The sequence below is a fragment of the Micromonospora sp. WMMC250 genome (assembly GCF_027460215.1).
In the GTDB taxonomy this organism is placed as follows: domain Bacteria; phylum Actinomycetota; class Actinomycetes; order Mycobacteriales; family Micromonosporaceae; genus Micromonospora; species Micromonospora taraxaci.
In genome coordinates, this window is the sequence record NZ_JAPZBJ010000002.1 from 6,988,004 (window position 1) to 7,008,477 (window position 20,474).

A 20,474-nucleotide genomic window follows, 5' to 3' on the forward strand; every position below is an offset into this window, starting at 1 on the left:
AAGTGGTGCGGCGGCCATAGCGTACGAGGCATGACGCAATGGCTGGCCCAGATCGGAGAACTGCCTGTTCTGCTGCTGATGGGCGCGCTCGGGCTCGTCATGCTCTTCGATGCCGTACCCCTGCTGGGTGTCCTGGTCCCCGGCGACGTGGCGATCCTCGCCGCCGTCGGGGTGGGCCGCCCGTCCACCGGGCTGGCCACCTTCGCCGCCGTCCTGGTCGGCTGCCTGGCCGGTTGGTCGCTGAGTTTCCTGATCGGCCGCCGCTACGCCGAGCAGCTACGACACAGCCGGATCGGCGGTTGGATCGGCGAGGCACGCTGGGCCGCCGCGGAAGGAATCCTGCGTCGTGGTGGCGGCCGGATGATGGTCGTCGCGCCGTTCCTGCCCGTGTTCAACGCCCTGCTTCCGCTGGCCGCCGGTGGGCTGCGGATGTCGTACCGCAGGTTTCTCGGTTGCGCCACGCTCGGCGCGGCCGCCTGGGCCGGCCTCTACCTCGCGCTGGGCACCGCGGCGCGGTCCATCGCCGGGCTGCTGCCCGGTGAGCCCAGCCCGCTCGTGATCACGATGGGGGTCGGTGTGGTGTTGGCTTCCGTCGTGTTGCTGGGGGCGCGGCGGCGGCTGTTTGCTGTTGCTTCTTGATCTTCGGGTGGTTGCGGCGGTGGGGCGGGGGCCCGCCGTGCCCGGCTCCGGGCGGTCAGGCTTGATCCCTGCGCCGGGCACGGCGGGCCCCCGCCCCCGTTGCGGTTGGCCTCCGTCTACCGGTTCCGCGCCCGCCGGTGGGGTTTTGATCTTTGGTGGTTCCCTGGGTTGTTACCAGCCTCTTGCTTTCCACTGGGGGAGGGCGGGGCGCTCGACGCCCAGGGTGCTGTCCTTGCCGTGGCCCGGGTAGAACCAGGTGTCGTCCGGCAACTGGTCGAACAGCTTGTGCTCGACGTCGTCGATCAGCGCGGCGAAGCGCTCCGGGTCCTTGTCGGTGTTGCCGACGCCACCGGGGAAGAGACTGTCACCGGTGAAGAGGTGCGGGGTGCCGGCGGGATCGCGGTAGAGCAGCGCGATCGAGCCCGGGGTGTGCCCCTTGATGTGGATGACCTCCAGCGCGCAGTCGCCCACCGGCACGGTGTCGCCATCGGACAGACGCTCCGCCTCGATCGGCAGCCCGGAAGCGTCGTCGGCGTGCACCAGCGCCCGGGCGCCGGTCTTGGCGACCACCTCCTCCAGCGCCACCCAGTGGTCCATGTGCTGGTGGGTCGTCACCACCGCGGTGAGCCCGCCGTCGCCGACCAGCTCCAGCAGTCGGGGCGCCTCGTTGGCGGCGTCGATCAGCACCTGCTCCCCGGTGCTCGTGCACCGCAGCAGGTAGGCGTTGTTGTCCATCGGACCCACCGACAGCTTGCTGATGGTGAGCCCGTCCAGCTCGCGTACCGCCGGCGGTCCGCCGTGGGTGACGTCTCCGCTGTAAGTCATGACGTTGTCAGATCCATTCCGGTGGAGTAGGCAGGGGACCGTCAGGGGTGACGGAGAGCGGGGCGCCGTCGGCGCGGCCGATCAGCCAGGCGGCGAGGTCGGGGGCGGGACCGGCGACGATCGGGGCGGCGTCCCGGTCACCGATGACCACCTCGTGCGCGCTGCCGTCGAGGCGTAGCACCACCGACGGCGGTGTCGGCCCCATGGCGTGGTGGCTGGCCGCCTCACGCAGCAGCCGGTGGGTGAACGTGTCCGACCAGTCCGCGGCCCGGTAGTCGGCGGCCAGGTCGAGATGGTGCACCTCGATCTCGCGGAGGCGGCCCCAGACGAGCAGCGCGGCCGGCCAGGGGCCCCTGCGCGCCTGCACCGTCGCCGCCCACGCCTCGGCCGGCATCGCCGCGACCGCCTCGGCGAACAGGTCCGCGCTGCGCCGCAGGTCGTCCAGGTGCTCGGCGGGCGGCCGGCCCGAACCGGTCTCGATGTCCGTCGCGCGGACCTCCAGCGAGGCGTACATCGGGAGGTCCCGACCGGTGCGGGCCGCGGTGAGCAGGTTCACGAAGCCGTCCGCGTTGCGGGCCAGGTGCGCCAGCACGTGGCCGCGCGACCAGCCCGGCAGCAGCGACGCCGCGGCCAGGTCGGCGGCGTCGAAAGAAGCGGCGGTACGCAGAAGCCGGCTCGTGGCCGCGTCCACCTCGCCCATCAGCAACAGCGGATCCGTGGTCACCCGTCGACCCTAGCGGTCCGGCCGTCGCGGCGTCGCCGGGGAAATCGCTTTCGGCGCGTCGGCCCGGGACCTACCGTCAGCGGCAGACGCGGCACCGGGACATCGGACGGAGGTGGTGATCATGCCCGACGTGGCACGCGTGTTCCGCCATCACCTGCTTCGACACCGATGAGGATGCCATGACCATCGATCTGACCGCCCTCGGCTGGGACGCCGAGCGAGCGGCGTACGCCGAGCGACGCCCCGAGCAGCACCCGGGTCGGGTGGCCCGGGTGGACCGGGGCGTCTGCACCGTACTCACCGCGACCGGCCCGGTCCGGGCCAGCCTGGGCGGGGCGGTGCTGGCCGCCGCCGCCCGGGATCCGTCCGCGCTGCCCTGCGCCGGAGACTGGGTTCTGCTCACCAACTGGCCGGACCGTCGCGTCACCGTCGAGGGTGTGCTGCCGCGCCGGGGCGCGCTGGTCCGGCGTACCGCCGGCAAGGACGCCAGCGGGCAGGTACTGGCCGCCAACCTCGACGCCGCTGCCGTGGTGGAGCCGGTGCACCCCGAGCCGGACGTGGGCCGAATCGAACGGCTGCTGTCCCTGGCCCACGAGTCCGGCGCGCGGCCGCTGGTGGTGCTGACCAAGGCCGACCTCGCGGCCGACCCGGCCGCGCTGGCCCGCCAACTCGCCGCTGTGGCGCCCGGCGTGCCGGTGCTGCCGGTCAGCGCCGAGCGCGGCGTCGGGCTGGACCCGCTGCGCGCCGAGGTCACCCCGGGCCGCACGCTCGGCCTGCTCGGACCCTCCGGCGCGGGTAAGTCGAGCCTGGTCAACGCGCTCGCCGGCACCGTGATGATGCCGACGCAGGCGATCCGCCGGGTCGACGGCAAGGGGCGGCACACCACCACCTGGCGGGCCCTCGTACCGATCCCCGGCGGGGGTGCGGTCATCGACACGCCCGGTGTCCGGGCGGTCGGCCTGCTCGACGGCGTGGCCGGGCTCGACCGGGCGTTCGCCGACATCGCCGGGTTGGCCGAGGGCTGCCGGTACGCCGACTGCGGGCACGACGGGGAGCCCGCCTGCGCGGTCCGGGAAGCGCTGCACACCGGCGAACTCTCCACCCGGCGGTGGGAGAGCTGGCGGCGGCTGCAGGGGGAGGTGGCCCACGAGAGCCGACGGCGGGAGGCGCGGGTGGCGGCGGAGCGGCGCGGCGGCTGGCGGTCGGCCCGACGCCGTGCGGCCCACCCGCCGACGCCCGGCGGCTACTGACCTGGCTCCCCGGCGTCAGGGCCCTCTGCTGGCGTCGGGGGCGATCCTCCCGGTCGGCGAGGTGCACTCGCCTTGATCCACTCGGGTTCGCCGATATTGGGGTATCCGAGTGCCGGCGATACCCCGACTTCGGCGAAACGGAGGGGATCAACCCGCAACCGGCCGACCGGGCTGAGCTGGGGGAATGCGTCGGCGAGGGAAAGTGTCGTACCTCAGGGCTAGAGTTGCCGAGGCGTGTTTTCCGCGCCCGTACGACCGCTCAAATCACCCAGAGCGGGACACATTCTTCGCTTCGTCTTCTCCCGGGAGTACACGCACTGTGGCCGACCGACTGATCATCCGTGGCGCGCGCGAGCACAATCTGCGTGACGTCAGTCTCGACCTGCCCCGGGACGCACTCATCGTGTTCACCGGGCTGTCCGGGTCGGGCAAGTCGAGCCTGGCCTTCGACACGATCTTCGCCGAGGGCCAGCGCCGGTACGTCGAGTCGCTCTCGTCGTACGCCCGTCAGTTCCTCGGCCAGATGGACAAGCCGGACGTCGATTTCATCGAGGGCCTGAGCCCCGCCGTTTCCATCGACCAGAAGTCCACCTCGCGCAACCCGCGTTCGACTGTCGGCACGATCACCGAGGTCTACGACTACCTGCGTCTGCTCTTCGCCCGCATCGGCGAGCCGCACTGCCCGGTCTGTGGCGAGCGGATCTCCCGGCAGAGCCCTCAGCAGATCGTCGACCGGGTCCTCGCGATGGCCGAGGGCACCAAGTTCATGGTGCTCGCGCCGGTCATCCGCGGCCGCAAGGGTGAGTACGTCGACCTCTTCGCCGAGTTGCAGGCCAAGGGCTACGCCCGGGCCCGGGTCGACGGCGTGGTGCACCCGCTGACCGAGCCGCCGAAGCTCAAGAAGCAGGAGAAGCACACCATCGAGGTGGTGATCGACCGGCTCACCGTCAAGCCCAGCGCCAAGCAGCGGCTGACCGACTCGGTCGAGGCCGCCCTGGGTCTCTCCAGCGGCCTGGTGCTGCTCGATTTCGTCGACCTCCCGGAGGACGACCCGGACCGGGAGCGCCGCTACTCCGAGCACCTTGCCTGCCCCAACGACCACCCGCTCGCCATCGAGGATCTCGAACCCCGGGTCTTCTCCTTCAACGCGCCGTACGGCGCCTGCCCGGAGTGCACCGGTCTGGGCACCAAGAAGGAGGTCGACCCGGAGCTGCTGATCCCCGACCCGGAACGCAGCCTCCGCGAGGGCGCCATCCAGCCCTGGTCCACCGGGCACAACCTGGAATACTTCCTGCGCCTGCTGGAGGCACTCGGCGAGGCCCAGCACTTCGACATCGACACCCCGTGGCGGGCGTTGCCGGCGCGGGCGCAGAAGACGATCCTGCACGGGTCCGACGACCAGGTGCACGTGCGCTACCGCAACAAGTACGGCCGCGAGCGCTCCTACTACACCGGCTTCGAGGGCGTGGTGCAGTGGATCGAGCGCCGGCACTCCGACACCGAGTCCGAGTGGTCCCGCGACAAGTACGAGGGCTACATGCGCGACGTGCCGTGCGCGGCGTGCGGGGGCGCCCGGCTCAAGCCCGAGGTGCTCGCGGTCACCCTCGCGGGCAAGAGCATCGCCGAGGTCTGCAACCTCTCCGTGGGGGAGTGCGCCGACCTGCTCGCCGGCATCGAGCTGAGCGACCGGCAGAAGCTGATCGCGGAGCGGGTCCTGAAGGAGATCAACGCCCGGCTGCGGTTCCTGCTCGACGTCGGTCTGGACTACCTCTCCCTGGACCGGCCGGCCGGCACCCTGTCCGGCGGCGAGGCGCAGCGCATCCGACTCGCCACCCAGATCGGCTCCGGCCTGGTGGGCGTGCTCTACGTGCTGGACGAGCCGTCGATCGGGCTGCACCAGCGTGACAACCACCGGCTGATCGAGACCCTGCTCCGGCTGCGCGGGCTGGGCAACACGCTCATCGTCGTGGAGCACGACGAGGACACCATTCGCGTCGCCGACTGGATCGTCGACATCGGGCCCGGCGCGGGTGAGCACGGCGGCAAGATCGTGCACAGCGGCTCGGTGCCCGCGCTTCTGAAGAACAAGGAGTCGATCACCGGGGCGTACCTGTCCGGGAAGCGGTCGATCCCGACACCGTCGATCCGCCGCCCACAGGACCCGGCACGGGAGCTGGTGGTGCACGGCGCGCGAGAGCACAACCTGCGCAACCTGACCGTCGGGTTCCCGCTGGGGCAACTGATCGCGGTCACCGGGGTCAGCGGTTCGGGCAAGTCGACGCTGGTCAACGACATCCTGTACGCGGTGCTCGCCAACCAGATCAACGGCGCCCGGCTGGTGCCCGGCCGGCACACGAGGGTCTCCGGCCTGGAGCACGTCGACAAGGTCGTCGGCGTGGACCAGTCGCCCATCGGCCGTACGCCGCGCTCCAACCCGGCCACCTACACCGGGGTCTGGGACCACGTCCGCAAGCTCTTCGCCGAGACCACCGAGGCGAAGGTCCGCGGGTACGGCCCGGGGCGGTTCTCGTTCAACGTCAAGGGCGGGCGCTGCGAGGCGTGTTCCGGCGACGGCACGATCAAGATCGAGATGAACTTCCTGCCCGACGTGTACGTCCCCTGCGAGGTCTGCAAGGGCGCCCGGTACAACAGGGAAACCCTCGAGGTGCACTACAAGGGCAAGACCGTCTCGGACGTGCTGGAGATGCCGATCGAGGAGGCCGCCGAGTTCTTCTCCGCCATCCCGGCCATCCACCGGCACCTCAAGACCCTTGTCGACGTCGGTCTCGGCTACGTGCGCCTCGGTCAGCCCGCGCCCACTCTCTCCGGAGGTGAGGCGCAGCGGGTCAAGCTCGCGTCCGAGCTGCAGAAGCGCTCCACCGGACGGACGGTCTACGTACTCGACGAGCCGACCACCGGTCTGCACTTCGAAGACATCCGCAAGTTGCTGATGGTGCTGGAAGGTCTGGTCGACAAGGGCAACACCGTGATCACCATCGAGCACAACCTCGACGTCATCAAGTCGGCCGACTGGCTGATCGACATGGGTCCGGAGGGCGGCCACCGGGGCGGCACCGTGCTCGCCACCGGCACGCCCGAGGAGGTCGCCGAGGTCGCCGAGAGCCACACCGGTGAGTTCCTGCGCCAGGTGCTCAAGCTCGACGGAAAGGCCAAGGGCGCAGCCGCCGCCACCAACCGTGCCGCCAAGGCCAACGGCGCGACCAAGGCGCGGGCCAGCCGGAAGGTGCCGGCCGGCGCGCGCTGACAGTTCGGCGCCTAGGTTCTGTCTCGTAGATCTTGGTGGTCGGGGACGGCGCGTAGCCAGTCGAGGGTTTCGACCAGGTCGAGGGTGGCCTGGAAGTGGGAGCCGAGTTTGTCGTAGCGGGTGGCGAGGCCGCGCCAGTGTTTGCGTCGGTTGAAGCCGCGTTCGACCTGGTTGCGGCGCTTGTAGGCGGTGGGATCGAAGGTCGGTGGTCGGCCGCCACGTTGTCCTCGCCGCTTCCGGTTGGCGATCTGATCGTTGGGCTCGGGGATGACGGTGGTGATGCGTTTGTCTCGCAGGGCCTTGCGGTTGGCTCGCGAGGAGTACGCCTTGTCGCCGGTGACGGAGTCAGGTCGCTTGCGTGGTCTGCCGACCTGGCCGGGACGCGGCACTCGGACCTGGTCGAGCAGTGGGATCAATTGCTGGGTGTCGGCGGCCTGACCTGGGGTGATGCGGGTAGCCAGAGAGCGGCCACGTCCGTCGGCCAGGGTGTGGATCTTCGTGGTCAGTCCGCCGCGGGACCGGCCGATGCCTTGCGCTGCCCGCGCGTCGGTGCTACTCAGCCCCCTTTTCGGGCACCCGCCGCGTGTTGGTGGGTCCGCACGATGGTGGCGTCGACCTGGGCGTCCCAGTCAATGTCGTCGTCGAGTTCGGCCAACGCGATGACGTGCGCCTTGAGGCTGGCCCAGGTGCCGTCGGCTGCCCAGCGGCGGAACCGTTGGTACGCGGTCTTCCATGGCCCATACCGTTCGGGCAGGTCACGCCATGGCGAACCGGTCCGTTTGACCCAGCAGATCGCGTTGATGACCTGCCGATGATCACGCCACTGGTTACCTCGAACGGGCTGTGTCGGCAGCAACGGCGCCAACACAGCCCACTCGTGGTTCGTCAGATCTCCTCGTGCCACAAAGGGCCTAACGAGCGAGATTCATGATCCGCGAGACAGAACCTAGTCGTTGGGCGGGTCGGGTCGGTTCCACGCGTGTCAGCACGGCACGGGTGGGGCTGGTCCGGCCCGCCCGTCCTATTTCCCGGGTCGCTTAGATGCCGGGATGAACCATCCGGCACAGTTGCCCGTGTGGAGAAGTGTGGCCGGCTTCTGACCGGCGCAGCGGGCTAGAGAGAGGCGAGGCATGAGTGACGATCAGGCACTGACCGGTCCGGGTACGCAGACACGCCGTACCCTGCTCACCGGCGTCGGGGCGGTCGGCGCTGCCGTCGTCCTGGCTGCCTGCGGCAGCGACGACGGCAGCGGCAGCGACGCCCCCACCAGCGGAGGCCCGGCCGTCCCCAGCACCGGAGACGCCGGCGGCGGCGACCGGCAGAACGCCCAGTCGCTGGCCACCACCGCCGACATCCCGGTCGGTGGCGGCAAGATCCTCGCCGCCGAGGGCGTGGTCATCACCCAGCCCACCGCCGGCCAGTTCAAGGGCTTCAGCCCGATCTGTACGCACCAGAACTGCCCGGTGTCGAACGTCGACGGCGGCACGATCAACTGCACCTGCCACGGCAGCAAATTCTCGATCGAGGACGGCTCGGTGAAGGCCGGCCCGGCCACCAAGCCGCTGCCGCCCAAGGACATCAAGGTCACCGGGGACCAGATCTCCCTGGCCTGACCCGCGCGGTGTGATCGACTCGCGTTGCGGGACGTCGGGGTGTTCGTGACGGTTCGACACCCCGACGTCCCGGACACGGAGTGGATCTAGAGCTTGCGGCGGGCTGTCGGTGCCGCGGACTAGGCTTGCTGACGTGGCTGACCCCTCGACCTACCGCCCCGCACCCGGCACCATCCCGGAGCTCCCGGGGGTCTACCGCTTCCGCGACGGCACCGGCCGGGTGATCTACGTCGGCAAGGCGAGGAACCTCCGCAGCCGGCTCAACTCCTACTTCGGCGACGTGTGGAACCTGCACGAGCGCACCCGCCAGATGGTCACCACCGCCGAGTCGGTGGACTGGATCACCGTCGCCACCGAGGTCGAGGCGCTCCAGCAGGAGTTCACCTGGATCAAGCAGTACGACCCCCGGTTCAACGTCCGTTACCGCGACGACAAGTCGTACCCCTATCTGGCCGTCACCCTCAACGAGGAATACCCACGGCTACAGGTGATGCGTGGCGCCAAGCGCAAAGGGGTGCGCTACTTCGGTCCGTACTCGCACGCCTGGGCCATCCGGGAGACCCTCGACCTGCTGCTGCGGGTGTTTCCCGCCCGCACGTGCTCCGCGGGTGTCTTCAAGAGGGCCGGCCAGGTCGGTCGTCCCTGCCTGCTCGGCTACATCGGCAAGTGCTCGGCGCCGTGCGTCGGCACCGTCTCCGCCGACGAACACCGCGCCATCGTCGACGGGTTCTGCGACTTCATGGCCGGGCGCACCGACACCATGGTCCGCAAGATCGAACGGGAGATGACCGAGGCGAGCGAGCAGCTCGAGTTCGAACGGGCCGCCCGGCTACGCGACGACGTCGCCGCGCTGCGCCGCGCCATGGAGAAGCAGACAGTGGTGCTGGGCGACGGCACCGACGCCGACGTGGTCGCGTTCGCCGACGACCCCCTCGAAGCGGCCGTGCAGGTCTTCCACGTCCGTGACGGCCGGGTTCGCGGCCAGCGCGGCTGGGTGGTGGAGAAGACCGAGGACCTCACCACCGGCGACCTGGTCCACCACTTCTGCACCCAGGTGTACGGGGGCGAGCACGGCGAAGCCGACGTGCCCCGGGAACTGCTCGTGCCCGAGTTGCCCGCCGACGCCGACGCGTTGGCGGAATGGCTCTCCAACCACCGGGGCAGCCGGGTGTCACTGCGGGTGCCCCAACGCGGTGACAAACGCCAACTGATGGAGACCGTCGAGCGCAACGCCAAGGACGCGCTGGCCCGGCACAAACTGAAGCGCTCCGGTGACCTCACCACCCGGGGCAAGGCGTTGGACGAGATCAGCGAGGCGCTGGGCATGCGCACTTCGCCGCTGCGCATCGAGTGCTTCGACATCTCCCAGATCCAGGGCACCGACGTGGTGGCCAGCATGGTGGTCTTCGAGGACGGGCTGCCCCGCAAGAGCGAATACCGGCGGTTCATCGTCCGTGGCGCCACCGACGACCTCTCCGCGATGTCCGAGGTGCTGCGCCGCCGCTTCGCCCGCTACCTGGACGCGCGGGCCGAGACAGGTGAGGTGGGCGTCGAGTCCGCCGACGACCCGACCACTCCGGAGGACGCTGTCGAGCCGCAGGTCGGGGTCCTGATCGACCCGACCACCGGCCGACCGCGAAAGTTCGCGTACCCCCCGCAGTTGGTGGTCGTCGACGGCGGCGCCCCGCAGGTCGCGGCCGCCGCGCAGGCCCTCGCCGACCTTGGCATCGACGACGTGGCGCTGTGCGGGCTCGCCAAGCGGCTGGAGGAGGTCTGGCTGCCCGACGACGAGTTCCCGGTCATCCTGCCGCGCACGTCGGAAGGTCTCTACCTGCTGCAACGCGTCCGCGACGAGGCCCACCGGTTCGCCATCACCTTCCACCGGCAACGTCGATCGAAGCGGATGACCGAGTCGGCGCTCGACCACGTGCCCGGCCTCGGCGAGGTACGACGCAAGGCGCTGCTGCGGCACTTCGGCTCACTCAAGCGGCTCTCCGCCGCGACGGTCGAGGAGATCACCGAAGTGCCCGGCGTGGGCCGGCGTACCGCCGAGGCGATCCTCGCCGCCCTCGACAACGGCACGAAAGCCGACGGGGCCGTGGAGTCGACCCCGACGACCTGACACCGCCCTCGGCTGGTCACGATCCGGGCAACGCCGCGCGGGTCAGTTCGCTTCTCGGACGGTCGTGCTCTGGTTTCAGTGGCCTCGTTCCCGGCCTGGCGTCCCGCTTTCCTGGTTCGAGCACGATCGAGCCAGCCAGCCAGCCAGCCAGCCCTGCCTGCCGGCCGGCCCTGCCGGCCGGCAGGGCCGTGCAATGGGGCTAATGGGGGCAAACCGCACACCTGGCGCAGGGTTCGCGCGTACCCCGGTAACGCCCGCGGCGCGTGGAGCGCACCCTGCGGCGCGTGGACCGCACCCTGCCGCGCGTGCGGGTTGATCCACTCCGGTTCGCCGAAGTCGGGGTAACCCCGGCGGCCGGATACCGCGATATCGGCGAACCGGAGTGGATCAAGGCGGCGCACCGTCACCGACCAGGGAGGTTCGTCCGGTCTGTGAGGTTTTTCTGGGTGGTGGGGGTCACCCGGGTGGTGGAATCGGGGGCCGGGCGGGGTCGTTATACCTGGCACGCCGCCGCGACTGTCGGTCGCCGGTGCAGGGGCAGCCGCCGGGAACACCGGCCAGGCCGCCTGGGTTACACCCCCGACCCCCGGACCGGAAGCCCGGCGGAATGCGTTCGCCGCCGCAGCCGGTTACATCCCCGGAGCACACGTGGGCTGGGAGCCCGGCGGAATGATCCGCCGCCCCACCTGGTTACACCTGGTCCCGATGCCGGCCCCACGGTCGCCGGGTATCTGAGCTTTCCCGCACGCCTGTCCCCCTATGTGTTGTGCGGTTCCCCCGAATGTTGCAGAGGAGCACGCCATCATGCGTACCGATCTGATTCGTAAGACCGCTCTGACCGCTGCTGGTCTCGCGTTCACCGGCGGTGCCATCGCCGGTCCCGTGACCGCCGCTTACGCGATGTCCGACGCCAAGCCCACCACCCAGACGCAGACCGACCGCAAGGGTCATGGTGAGCGGGAGTTGGGCGTGCGCTACGAAGCCCAGCCGAACTTCTACTACTGCGGTCCCGCCGCGACCCGTAACGCGTTGAGTGTGCAGGGTAAGGACATCAACGTGGACGCGATGGCCAAGGAGATGGGCACCACCGAGGCCGGCACGAACTCGATCAACGACATCACTCCGGTGCTGAACAAGGAGACCGGCAAGAACGCGTACCGGTCGGTGGAGATCTCCAGCCCCGACGCTGACGCCAAGCAGACCGACCAGCTGCGCGCCGACATCGTCAAGACCGTCGACGACGGGCGGGCCGTGGTCGCGAACATCGCCGGCACGAGCACCGACACCGACGGGGTGAGCCACTCCTACGAGGGCGGGCACTACATCAGCGTCGTCGGCTACCGCGACAACGGCACCATCGTCACCATCGCCGACTCCGCCGACCCGAACCAGGCCTCCTACCAGATCACCGTCGAGCACCTCGCCGACTGGATCGCCACCCGCGGCTACGCCACCAGCTAAACCACACAGCAACACAGCACACGAACACCGAAGGGCCGGACCCCACCACGGGGCCCGGCCCTTCACCATGTCTCAGTCGCTGGTCAGCACGGCCAGGATCTGCTCGCCGTACTTGGCGAGCTTGTTCTCGCCGACCCCGCTGACGCGGGACAGTTCGGCAAGCGTGCTCGGTGCGTCGTTGGCGATCTGGCGAAGGGTGGCGTCGTGGAAGATCACGTACGCCGGAACGCCCTGCTCCTTGGCAGTCGTCGCCCGCCAGCCGCGCAGGCGCTCGAAGACCGGCGCGGCGGCCGGGGTCAGCTCGGCGACGACGGTGGCCGAGCCGCGCGGCTTGGACGAGCGGCTCGACGTCGGCCTCTCCGGCTCGCGGCGCATCGTGACGGTGCGGCGGCGGCCGAGCACGTCGGCGCTGGCGTCGGTCAGGGCGAGCGTGCCGTAGTCGCCCTCCACGGCGAGCAGCCCTTCGGCGAGCAGTTGCCGGACCACACCCCGCCACTCGGCCTCGCTCAGTTCGGAGCCGATGCCGAAGACGGTCAGCGAGTCGTGACCGTACTGGCTGATCTTGTCATTGTGTTTGCCGAGCAGGATGTCGATGCAGTGCCCGGCGCCGAAGCGTTGGTTGCGTTCCCGGTCGAGGCGGAAGACCGTGGAGAGCAGCTTCTGGGCGGCGACGGTGCCGTCCCAGGACTCCGGCGGGTTGAGGCAGGTGTCGCAGTTGCCGCAGGCGGGCGTGGACGTCTCGCCGAAGTATTCGAGCAGTTGGACGCGCCGGCAGCGCACCGTCTCGCAGAGGGCGAGCATCGCGTCCAGGTGGGCGGCGAGGTTGCGGCGGTGGGCGAGGTCGCCGTCGGACGTCTCGATCATCTTGCGTTGCTGGACCACGTCCTGCAGCCCGTACGCGAGCCAGGCGGTGGACGGAAGGCCGTCCCGTCCGGCGCGGCCGGTCTCCTGGTAGTAGCCCTCGACCGACTTGGGCAGGTCCAGGTGGGCGACGAAGCGTACGTCCGGCTTGTCGATGCCCATGCCGAAGGCGATCGTGGCGACCATCACCAGGCCGTCCTCCCGGAGGAAGCGTTGCTGGTTGGCGGCGCGCGTGGTGGCGTCCAGGCCCGCGTGGTACGGCAGTGCGGCGATCCCGTTGGCGACCAGGAACTCCGCCGTCTTGTCGACCGAGGCGCGGGACAGGCAGTAGACGATGCCGGCGTCGCCCGGGTGCTCGTCGCGCAGCAGTGCCAGCAGCTGCTTGCGTGGCTCCCGCTTGGGCACGATCCGGTACTGGATGTTGGGCCGGTCGAAACTGGCCACGAAGTGGCGGGCGTCGTCGAGCTTGAGCCGGCTGGCGATCTCGGTGCGGGTGGCGCTGGTCGCGGTGGCGGTCAGCGCGATCCGTGGCACCTGCGGCCAGCGTTCGTGCAGCATCGACAGTGCCAGGTAGTCGGGGCGGAAGTCGTGCCCCCACTGGGACACGCAGTGCGCCTCGTCGATCGCGAACAGGGAGATGCGCCCCCGGTCCAGCAGCGCGAGCGTGGAGCGGACGCCGAGCGCCTCCGGGGCGAGGTAGAGCAGGTCCAACTCGCCGGCGACGAAGGCGGCCTCGACCCGGCGTCGGGCGTCCAGGCTCTGGGTCGAGTTGAGGAACCCGGCGCGGACGCCGACGGCGGTGAGGGCGTCGACCTGGTCCTGCATGAGAGCGATCAGCGGCGACACGACGACCGCGACACCCTCGCGGACCAGGGCCGGGATCTGGTAGCACAGGGACTTGCCGCCACCGGTGGGCATCAACACCAGCGCGTCGCCGCCGTCGACCACGTGGTCGATGACGTCCTGCTGGAAGCCGCGGAAGGCGTCGTAGCCGAACACCCGGCGCAGCACCGGCAACGCGCCCTCGGTCCGCAGGTCGGTGGGGGAGGCCATCCGGGGAGTCTACGAGCCCACCCCGACAGCGCCCGCCCGGCGCACCCGGGCGGTGGCTGGCACCCGCCGGGCTGTCCGGTCTGGCCTGCGAAGATCGCGAAGAGCGTGCTCGTGGTCACTGAACGTCATCGAGGGTGTGGAGTGGCGGACCGTGGCAGGTGCGCGGACTCGACCCCGTAGCGGGATAGAGTCGCTGATTGACCAATCGCGGCCAAGGGCGGCCGCGGCGCCACGGCTTGGGGGTACGGGTGAGCGAGGGGCGCACAGTCGGTGACCGGATCGACGACCCGGATGCGGTCGACGGGCAGTCGACGGCGGAGTCGGAGACCACACTCGTGGTGGTCACCGGGCTCTCCGGCGGCGGCCGCAGCACGGTCGCCAGGGCCTTGGAGAACGTCGGCTACTACGTGGTCGACAACCTGCCACAGGCGCTGATGTTGGACATGGCCGAGCTGGCGTTCAAGGCGGGCGGAGCGGCCCGGCGTACCGCCATGGTGCTGGACGTGCGGTCGCGGGCCTTCTCCACCGACCTGGCCGGGGCGATCCGGGAGCTCAAGGAGCGCGGTTTCTCACCCCGGGTGGTCTTCGTCGACGCCGACGACGAGGTGTTGATCCGGCGGTTCGAGAGCGTTCGCCGGTCGCACCCGTTGCAGGGGGACGGGCGGCTCGCCGACGGCATCGCCGTGGAGCGCGGCCTGCTGGAGGAGGCACGCGACAAGGCCGACGTGATCATCGACACCAGCCACCTGAACGTCAACCAGCTCCGCCGGCGCATCGAGGAGTTGTTCGGCGGCGAGGACGCGCGCCGGCTGCGGGTCACGGTGCTGTCCTTCGGCTTCAAGTACGGCCTGCCGCCGGACGCGGACTTCGTGCTGGACGCCCGGTTCCTGCCCAACCCGTACTGGGTGCCGGAGCTGCGTGAGCACACCGGGCGGGAGGAGGCGGTCAGCGCGTACGTGCTGGGTCAGGAGGGCGCGGACGCCTTCGTCGCCTCGTACGCCGACCTGGTCAACGCCACCACGACCGGCTTCGAGCGGGAGGGCAAGCGGTACCTCACGGTCGCCGTGGGCTGTACCGGTGGCAAGCACCGGAGCGTGGCCATCGCCGAGGAGTTGGCCAGCCGACTGCGCCACTCGGGGTTGGCGGCCAACGCCCAGCACCGCGACCTGGGGCGGGAATGACGTCCCGGCGGGTGGTGGCGTTCGGCGGCGGGCACGGGCTGTCCGCCTCGTTGCGCGCGCTGCGTCACTGCGCCCCCGAGCTCGACCTCGACATCACCGCGGTGGTCACCGTCGGGGACGACGGCGGCTCCAGCGGCCGGCTGCGTGCCGAGCGGGGCGGTCTGCCCCCGGGTGATCTGCGCCAGGCACTGGTGGCGCTGGCCGGGGACCACCCGGCGACCCGGCGCAGCGCCGGACTGTTCCAGCACCGCTTCGCCGCCGTGCCGGCCGGCGTACCCCAGCTCGGCGAAGCCGACCCGGACCCGGCGGCGACGGGCGCCCGCGAACCCGGTCGGGGGGCCGACGACCCCGGCGCGGCGGCGTCCGACGCGCACGGCCACGAGCCGCAGACGACCCGCGTCGACGGGTTGGCCGGGCACGCGGTGGGCAACCTCGTGCTCTGCGGTCTCATGGAGCTGCTCGGCGATCCGGTGGCCGCGCTGGACCATGCCGGCGCGATGCTCGGCGCGGTCGGCCGGGTGCTGCCGATGTCCCGGCAGCCGGTCGGCATCGAGGCGCAGGTACGCGGGATCGACCCGGCCGCCCCGGACGAGGTGCGCACGGTGCGCGGCCAACACCAGGTGGCGGTCACCACCGGGCGGGTCGAGTCGTTGCGCCTCACGCCCGCCGCGCCACCCGCCTGCGCCGAGGTGATCGAGGCGATCATGGCAGCGGACTGGTTGATCTTCGGGCCGGGCAGTTGGTACACCAGCGTGCTCCCGCACCTGCTGGTGCCGCAGGTGGCCGACGCGATCGTGTCGACCTCGGCCCGGCGGTTGGTCACGTTGAACCTCGCCGCGGAGAAGGAGACCCTCGGGCTCTCCGTCGCCGACCACCTCGCGGCTCTGCACTGGTACCTGCCCGAACTCAAGGTGGATCTCGTGCTCGCCGACGCCAAGGCGGTGGGTGACCCCGAACCGGTCGAACGTGCGGCAGAATCGCTGGGTGCCCGCCTGGTCCTCGCCCCCGTCGCCGTCACCGGTGGCACTCCCCGCCATGATCCGGCTGCCCTGGGCGCCGCACTGGTGCCTGTCCTGGGTGCCGATCGTTAGACACGTACGTAATCTCCGGCGACACGCCGGAACCGGTCCGTGAGGGGACGCACAATGGCGATGACGGCCGCGGTCAAGGACGAGCTGAGTCGGGTCGACGTGCCCAAGCCCTGCTGCCGGCGGGCGGAGATGGCCGCGCTGCTGCGCTTCGCCGGCGGGCTGCACATCGTCTCCGGCCGTGTGGTGGTGGAGGCGGAACTGGACACCGGGGCGGTGGCCCGGCGGCTGCGCCGGGAGATCGCCGAGGTCTACGGCTATCCCAGCGAGATCCACGTGCTGGCCTCCGGCGGCCTGCGCAAGGGCAGCCACTTCATCGTTCGCGTGGTCAAGGACGGCGAGGCCCTCGCCCGGCAGACCGGCCTGCTCGACGTGCGGGGTCGCCCGGTGCGTGGCCTGCCCCCGCACGTGGTGGCGGCGAACGTCTGCTGTGCCGTCTCCGCCTGGCGGGGCGCGTTCATGGCGCACGGGTCGCTCACCGAGCCCGGCCGCTCCAGCGCGCTAGAGATCACCTGCCCGGGGCCGGAGTCGGCGCTGGCGCTGGTCGGCGCGGCCCGCCGCATCGGGATCACCGCGAAGAACCGTGAGGTACGCGGGGTGGACCGGGTGGTCGTCAAGGACGGCGACGCGATCGCCGCGCTGCTCACCCGCATCGGCGCGCACTCCAGCGTGCTGGCCTGGGAGGAGCGCCGGGTACGCCGCGAGGTGCGCGCCACCGCCAACCGGCTGGCCAACTTCGACGACGCCAACCTGCGCCGGTCGGCGCGCGCGGCGGTCGCCGCCGCCGCCCGGGTCACCCGTGCCCTGGAGATCCTCGCCGACGAGGCGCCCAACCACCTGACCGACGCCGGGCGGCTGCGCCTGGAGCACCGGCAGGCGTCGCTGGAGGAGCTGGGCGCGCTGGCCGACCCGCCACTGACCAAGGACGCCATCGCCGGGCGGATCCGTCGACTCCTGGCGCTGGCCGACAAGCGGGCCCGCGACCTCGGCATCCCGGATACCGAAGCGGCAGTCACGCCCGACATGCTCGTGGTCTGATAGGACGGTAAGGCCGCACGGTGCGTCCGGGAGCACGACCCGGCGCAGCGTGGTCTCGCACGCTCGGATAGGGTCGCTGAGTACGGCAAGGGGGCCGACACAGGCACTCCTCGTCGTGCACACCGCCTCGGGCGGTCAAGGTCCTCAGACCGCGGCGGGGTGGCCGAGACGAACCGTCAACGGCCGGCTCCAACGGTCGGCGCACACCACTCCGCCGGCCCGTTGTCTGAGGCCGGCAGACCAGAACGCGAGGAGATGGGACCTGTGACCATCCGGGTTGGCATCAACGGCTTCGGCCGAATCGGCCGTAACTTCTTCCGGGCAGTGCTGGCGTCCGACGCCGACATCGAGGTCGTGGCGGTGAACGACCTGACCGACAACGGCACGCTTGCCCACCTGCTCAAGTACGACAGCATCCTGGGCCGCCTGCCCTACGAGGTCAAGGCCACCGCCGACGAGATCACCGTCGGTGGCAAGACCATCAAGGCGTACGCCGAGAAGGACCCGTCGAAGCTGCCGTGGGGCGAGGTGGGCGCCGACGTCGTCATCGAGTCGACCGGCTTCTTCACCGACGCCACCAAGGCCAAGGCGCACGTCGACGGCGGGGCCAAGAAGGTCATCATCTCCGCCCCGGCGAAGAACGAGGACGTCACCGTCGTCATGGGTGTCAACCACGACACCTACGACCCGGCGAAGCACACCATCATCTCCAACGCTTCGTGCACCACCAACTGCCTCGCCCCGATGGCGAAGGTCCTGCACGACACGTTCGGCATCCAGCACGGTCTGATGACGACGATCCACGCGTACACCCAGGACCAGAACCTGCAGGACGCGCCGCACTCGGACCTGCGTCGGGCCCGGGCCGCCGCCCTGAACATCGTGCCGACCTCCACCGGTGCCGCCAAGGCGATCGGCCTGGTCCTTCCGGACCTCAAGGGCAAGCTCGACGGGTACGCCCTGCGGGTGCCGATCCCGACCGGCTCGGTCACCGACCTCACCGTCAACGTGGGTCGCGAGACCACCGTGGACGAGGTCAACGCCGCGCTGAAGGCCGCAGCGGACGGCCCGCTCAAGGGCATCCTGGTCTACAACGAGGACCCGATCGTCTCCACCGACATCGTGACCGACCCGGCGTCGTGCATCTTCGACGCGCCGCTGACCAAGGTCGTCGGCAACCAGGTCAAGGTCGTCGGCTGGTACGACAACGAGTGGGGCTACTCCAACCGCCTGGTCGACCTGGTCAAGCTGGTCGGTTCGTCGCTGTGAGCGCGAGGAGTGAGCTTGCGAGCCCCGCAGTCGCGAACGGAAGGCTAGCTCTGTGAGTGCCCTCCGGACCCTCGACGACCTGCTCGCCGAGGGGGTGTCGGGTCGGCGCGTGCTGGTGCGCGCCGACCTGAACGTCCCGCTCGACAAGCAGACCGGTGCCATCACCGACGACGGGCGGATCCGCGCGGTGCTGCCGACCCTCGGTGCGCTGGTCGAGGCCGGCGCGAAGGTGGTCGTCTGCTCGCACCTGGGCCGCCCGAAGGGCGCGCCGGACCCGCAGTTCAGCCTGAGCCCGGTCGCCGGGCGGCTCGGTGAGCTGCTCGGCGCTCCGGTGCACTTCGCCACCGACACCGTCGGTGAGTCGGCCCGTTCCACAGTCGCGGACCTGGCCGACGGTCAGGTCGCCCTGCTGGAGAACCTGCGCTTCAACGCGGGCGAGACCAGCAAGGACGAAGCCGAGCGGGGCGCGTTCGCCGACCAGCTCGCCGCGTTCGGCGACGCGTACGTGGACGACGCGTTCGGTGCGGTGCACCGCAAGCACGCCAGTGTCTTCGACGTGCCGGCCCGGTTGCCGCACGTCGCGGGTCGACTGGTGCTGCGTGAGGTCGAGGTGCTCTCCAAGCTCACCGGTGCGCCCGAGCGGCCGTACGTGGTGGTGCTCGGTGGGTCGAAGGTCTCCGACAAGCTCGCCGTGATCGAGGCGTTGCTGCCCACCGTCGACCGGCTGCTCATCGGCGGCGGGATGTGCTTCACCTTCCTCAAGGCGCAAGGCCTGGAGGTGGGCACGTCGCTGCTGGAGAAGGACATGGTCGACACCTGCCGCAACCTGCTGGAGCGGGCCGACGGCAAGATCCTGCTCCCGGTCGACGTGGTGGTCGCTGACGCGTTCGCCCCGGACGCCGCGCACGACACGGTCCGCGTGGACGGCATCCCGAGCCACCGGCTCGGCCTGGACGTCGGCCCGGAGACGGTGGCCGGCTTCAGCGCCGCCCTGTCCCAGGCGAAGACGATCTTCTGGAACGGCCCGATGGGCGTGTTCGAGATGCCGGCGTTCGCGGCGGGCACCCGGGGGATCGCCGAGGCGATCACCAAGGCCGACGCGTTCAGCGTCGTCGGCGGCGGTGACTCGGCGGCGGCGGTCCGTGCCCTGGGGCTGGACGAGTCGTCCTTCGGGCACATCTCCACGGGTGGCGGCGCCTCCCTGGAATACCTCGAGGGCAAGACCCTCCCCGGCATCGCGGCCCTGGAGAACTGAACATGGCGAGCACCACCCGTCGGCCACTGATGGCCGGCAACTGGAAGATGAACCTCAACCACCTCGAGGCCAACCTGCTGGTGCAGAAGCTGGCGGCGAGCCTCACCGAGAAGCAGCTCACCGAGGTCGAGACGGTAGTGCTGCCGCCCTTCACCGACCTGCGTACCGTGCAGACCGCGGTGGACGGCGACAAGCTGCTGATCGGCTACGGCGGGCAGGATCTCTCCCCGCACGCGTCCGGCGCCTACACCGGGGACATCTCCGGTCCGCTGCTGGCCAAGCTCGGCTGCACGTACGTGGTGGTCGGGCACTCCGAGCGGCGTGCCTACCACCACGAGGACGACACCGTCGTCAACGCCAAGGTGAAGGCGGCGCTGACGCACGGCCTGACCCCGATCCTCTGCGTGGGGGAGGGGCTGGACGTCCGCGAGCAGGGCACCCACGTGGCGCACTGCGCCGACCAGCTCGACGGGGGCCTCGCCGGCCTCACGCCCGAGCAGGTGCGGCAGGTCGTGATCGCGTACGAGCCGGTCTGGGCGATCGGCACGGGCAAGACCGCGACCCCGGAGGACGCCCAGGAGGTGTGCGGGGCGGTCCGGCAGCGACTGGCGGAGCGCTTCGACCAGGAGACCGCTGACCAGGTCAGGGTCCTCTACGGCGGCTCGGTCAAGGCGTCCAACGTCGCCTCGATCATGGCGCAGCCGGACGTGGACGGGGGCCTGGTCGGGGGCGCCAGCCTGGACGCGGAGGAGTTCGCGCAAATCTGCCGCTTCCCGGAGCACCTCGCCCGCTGATCGCTCGGTATCCTGGACACCGCCCGTCCGCCGGTC

16 protein-coding genes are annotated in these 20,474 nt (G+C 70.7%); 12 read left to right on the forward strand and 4 right to left on the reverse strand.

Features of this window, described 5'->3' with window-relative positions; translation table 11 throughout:
- The first annotated feature begins 30 nt into the window (after positions 1 to 30).
- Positions 31 to 639, forward strand: coding sequence for a DedA family protein (locus tag O3438_RS31840; RefSeq protein ID WP_269683193.1), 609 nt, complete (start codon positions 31 to 33; stop codon positions 637 to 639).
- 171 nt (positions 640 to 810) lie between these two features.
- On the opposite strand, the gene O3438_RS31845 is transcribed toward O3438_RS31840, so the two are convergent.
- Both O3438_RS31845 and O3438_RS31850 read right to left on the reverse strand, forming a co-directional pair.
- On the reverse strand, positions 811 to 1,464 hold the full coding sequence (locus O3438_RS31845) for an MBL fold metallo-hydrolase (protein WP_269683194.1): 654 nt from the start codon (positions 1,462 to 1,464) through the stop codon (positions 811 to 813).
- Positions 1,465 to 1,471: 7 nt separating this feature from the next.
- On the reverse strand, positions 1,472 to 2,188 hold the full coding sequence (locus O3438_RS31850; protein ID WP_269683195.1) for a maleylpyruvate isomerase family mycothiol-dependent enzyme: 717 nt from the start codon (positions 2,186 to 2,188) through the stop codon (positions 1,472 to 1,474).
- 179 nt (positions 2,189 to 2,367) lie between these two features.
- On the opposite strand from O3438_RS31850, the gene rsgA reads away from it, so the two are divergent.
- Positions 2,368 to 3,438, forward strand: a complete 1,071-nt coding sequence (rsgA, locus tag O3438_RS31855; protein ID WP_269683196.1) for a ribosome small subunit-dependent GTPase A — start codon at positions 2,368 to 2,370, stop codon at positions 3,436 to 3,438.
- Positions 3,439 to 3,757: 319 nt separating this feature from the next.
- Entirely contained in the window at positions 3,758 to 6,703 is a 2,946-nt protein-coding gene (gene uvrA, locus O3438_RS31860) for an excinuclease ABC subunit UvrA (RefSeq protein ID WP_269683197.1), read from the forward strand.
- Positions 6,704 to 6,714: 11 nt separating this feature from the next.
- Here uvrA and O3438_RS31865 read toward each other — a convergent pair.
- A protein-coding gene (locus O3438_RS31865) for an IS5 family transposase (protein WP_442929568.1) occupies positions 6,715 to 7,607 on the reverse strand; the annotation gives its coding sequence in 2 pieces (ribosomal slippage) (positions 6,715 to 7,260 and positions 7,263 to 7,607; 891 coding nt in all).
- A 226-nt stretch (positions 7,608 to 7,833) separates the two neighbouring features.
- Here O3438_RS31865 and O3438_RS31870 point away from each other — a divergent pair.
- The 3 genes from O3438_RS31870 to O3438_RS31880 all read left to right on the forward strand — a co-directional run bounded on the left by O3438_RS31870 (position 7,834) and on the right by O3438_RS31880 (position 11,899).
- Entirely contained in the window at positions 7,834 to 8,316 is a 483-nt protein-coding gene (locus O3438_RS31870; protein WP_269683198.1) for a Rieske (2Fe-2S) protein, read from the forward strand.
- 133 nt (positions 8,317 to 8,449) lie between these two features.
- The gene (gene uvrC, locus O3438_RS31875; protein ID WP_269683199.1) at positions 8,450 to 10,438 is read left to right on the forward strand and encodes an excinuclease ABC subunit UvrC; all 1,989 of its coding nucleotides are present in this window, start codon (positions 8,450 to 8,452) and stop codon (positions 10,436 to 10,438) included.
- 804 nt (positions 10,439 to 11,242) lie between these two features.
- Complete coding sequence (locus O3438_RS31880; protein WP_269683200.1) at positions 11,243 to 11,899, forward strand: C39 family peptidase; 657 nt, start codon at positions 11,243 to 11,245, stop codon at positions 11,897 to 11,899.
- A 72-nt stretch (positions 11,900 to 11,971) separates the two neighbouring features.
- On the opposite strand, the gene recQ is transcribed toward O3438_RS31880, so the two are convergent.
- Positions 11,972 to 13,813: a DNA helicase RecQ gene (recQ, locus tag O3438_RS31885; protein WP_269683201.1), complete on the reverse strand. Its 1,842-nt coding sequence runs from the start codon at positions 13,811 to 13,813 to the stop codon at positions 11,972 to 11,974.
- 278 nt (positions 13,814 to 14,091) lie between these two features.
- Between recQ and rapZ the strand changes: the two genes are divergently transcribed.
- The 6 genes from rapZ to tpiA all read left to right on the forward strand — a co-directional run bounded on the left by rapZ (position 14,092) and on the right by tpiA (position 20,438).
- Positions 14,092 to 14,994 carry an RNase adapter RapZ gene (gene rapZ / locus O3438_RS31890; protein ID WP_269683826.1) on the forward strand — a complete coding sequence of 301 codons (903 nt, stop codon included), beginning with the start codon at positions 14,092 to 14,094 and terminating at the stop codon, positions 14,992 to 14,994.
- Entirely contained in the window at positions 14,991 to 16,085 is a 1,095-nt protein-coding gene (locus O3438_RS31895; RefSeq protein WP_269683202.1) for a gluconeogenesis factor YvcK family protein, read from the forward strand. Before rapZ ends, O3438_RS31895 begins: the two co-directional genes overlap by 4 nt.
- A 54-nt stretch (positions 16,086 to 16,139) precedes the next feature.
- Entirely contained in the window at positions 16,140 to 17,120 is a 981-nt protein-coding gene (whiA, locus tag O3438_RS31900) for a DNA-binding protein WhiA (RefSeq protein ID WP_030337350.1), read from the forward strand.
- Positions 17,121 to 17,384: 264 nt separating this feature from the next.
- Positions 17,385 to 18,389, forward strand: a complete 1,005-nt coding sequence (gene gap / locus O3438_RS31905; RefSeq protein ID WP_088988543.1) for a type I glyceraldehyde-3-phosphate dehydrogenase — start codon at positions 17,385 to 17,387, stop codon at positions 18,387 to 18,389.
- Between the two features lie 52 nt (positions 18,390 to 18,441).
- Positions 18,442 to 19,644: a phosphoglycerate kinase gene (locus tag O3438_RS31910; RefSeq protein WP_269683203.1), complete on the forward strand. Its 1,203-nt coding sequence runs from the start codon at positions 18,442 to 18,444 to the stop codon at positions 19,642 to 19,644.
- Between the two features lie 2 nt (positions 19,645 to 19,646).
- Positions 19,647 to 20,438 (forward strand): triose-phosphate isomerase, encoded by a 792-nt coding sequence (gene tpiA, locus O3438_RS31915; RefSeq protein ID WP_269683204.1) that lies wholly within the window; start codon positions 19,647 to 19,649, stop codon positions 20,436 to 20,438.
- Positions 20,439 to 20,474: the final 36 nt, after the last annotated feature.

Excerpts from the sequence above, each read along its gene's own strand:
- O3438_RS31840 (WP_269683193.1), top strand. The coding sequence starts at position 31 with ATGACGCAATGGCTGGCCCAGATCGGAGAACTGCCTGTTCTGCTGCTG.
- O3438_RS31845 (WP_269683194.1), bottom strand. The coding sequence starts at position 1,464 with ATGACTTACAGCGGAGACGTCACCCACGGCGGACCGCCGGCGGTACGC.
- rsgA (WP_269683196.1), top strand. The coding sequence starts at position 2,368 with ATGACCATCGATCTGACCGCCCTCGGCTGGGACGCCGAGCGAGCGGCG.
- O3438_RS31870 (WP_269683198.1), top strand. The coding sequence starts at position 7,834 with ATGAGTGACGATCAGGCACTGACCGGTCCGGGTACGCAGACACGCCGT.
- O3438_RS31880 (WP_269683200.1), top strand. The coding sequence starts at position 11,243 with ATGCGTACCGATCTGATTCGTAAGACCGCTCTGACCGCTGCTGGTCTC.
- recQ (WP_269683201.1), bottom strand. The coding sequence starts at position 13,813 with ATGGCCTCCCCCACCGACCTGCGGACCGAGGGCGCGTTGCCGGTGCTG.
- O3438_RS31895 (WP_269683202.1), top strand. The coding sequence starts at position 14,991 with ATGACGTCCCGGCGGGTGGTGGCGTTCGGCGGCGGGCACGGGCTGTCC.
- whiA (WP_030337350.1), top strand. The coding sequence starts at position 16,140 with ATGGCGATGACGGCCGCGGTCAAGGACGAGCTGAGTCGGGTCGACGTG.
- tpiA (WP_269683204.1), top strand. The coding sequence starts at position 19,647 with ATGGCGAGCACCACCCGTCGGCCACTGATGGCCGGCAACTGGAAGATG.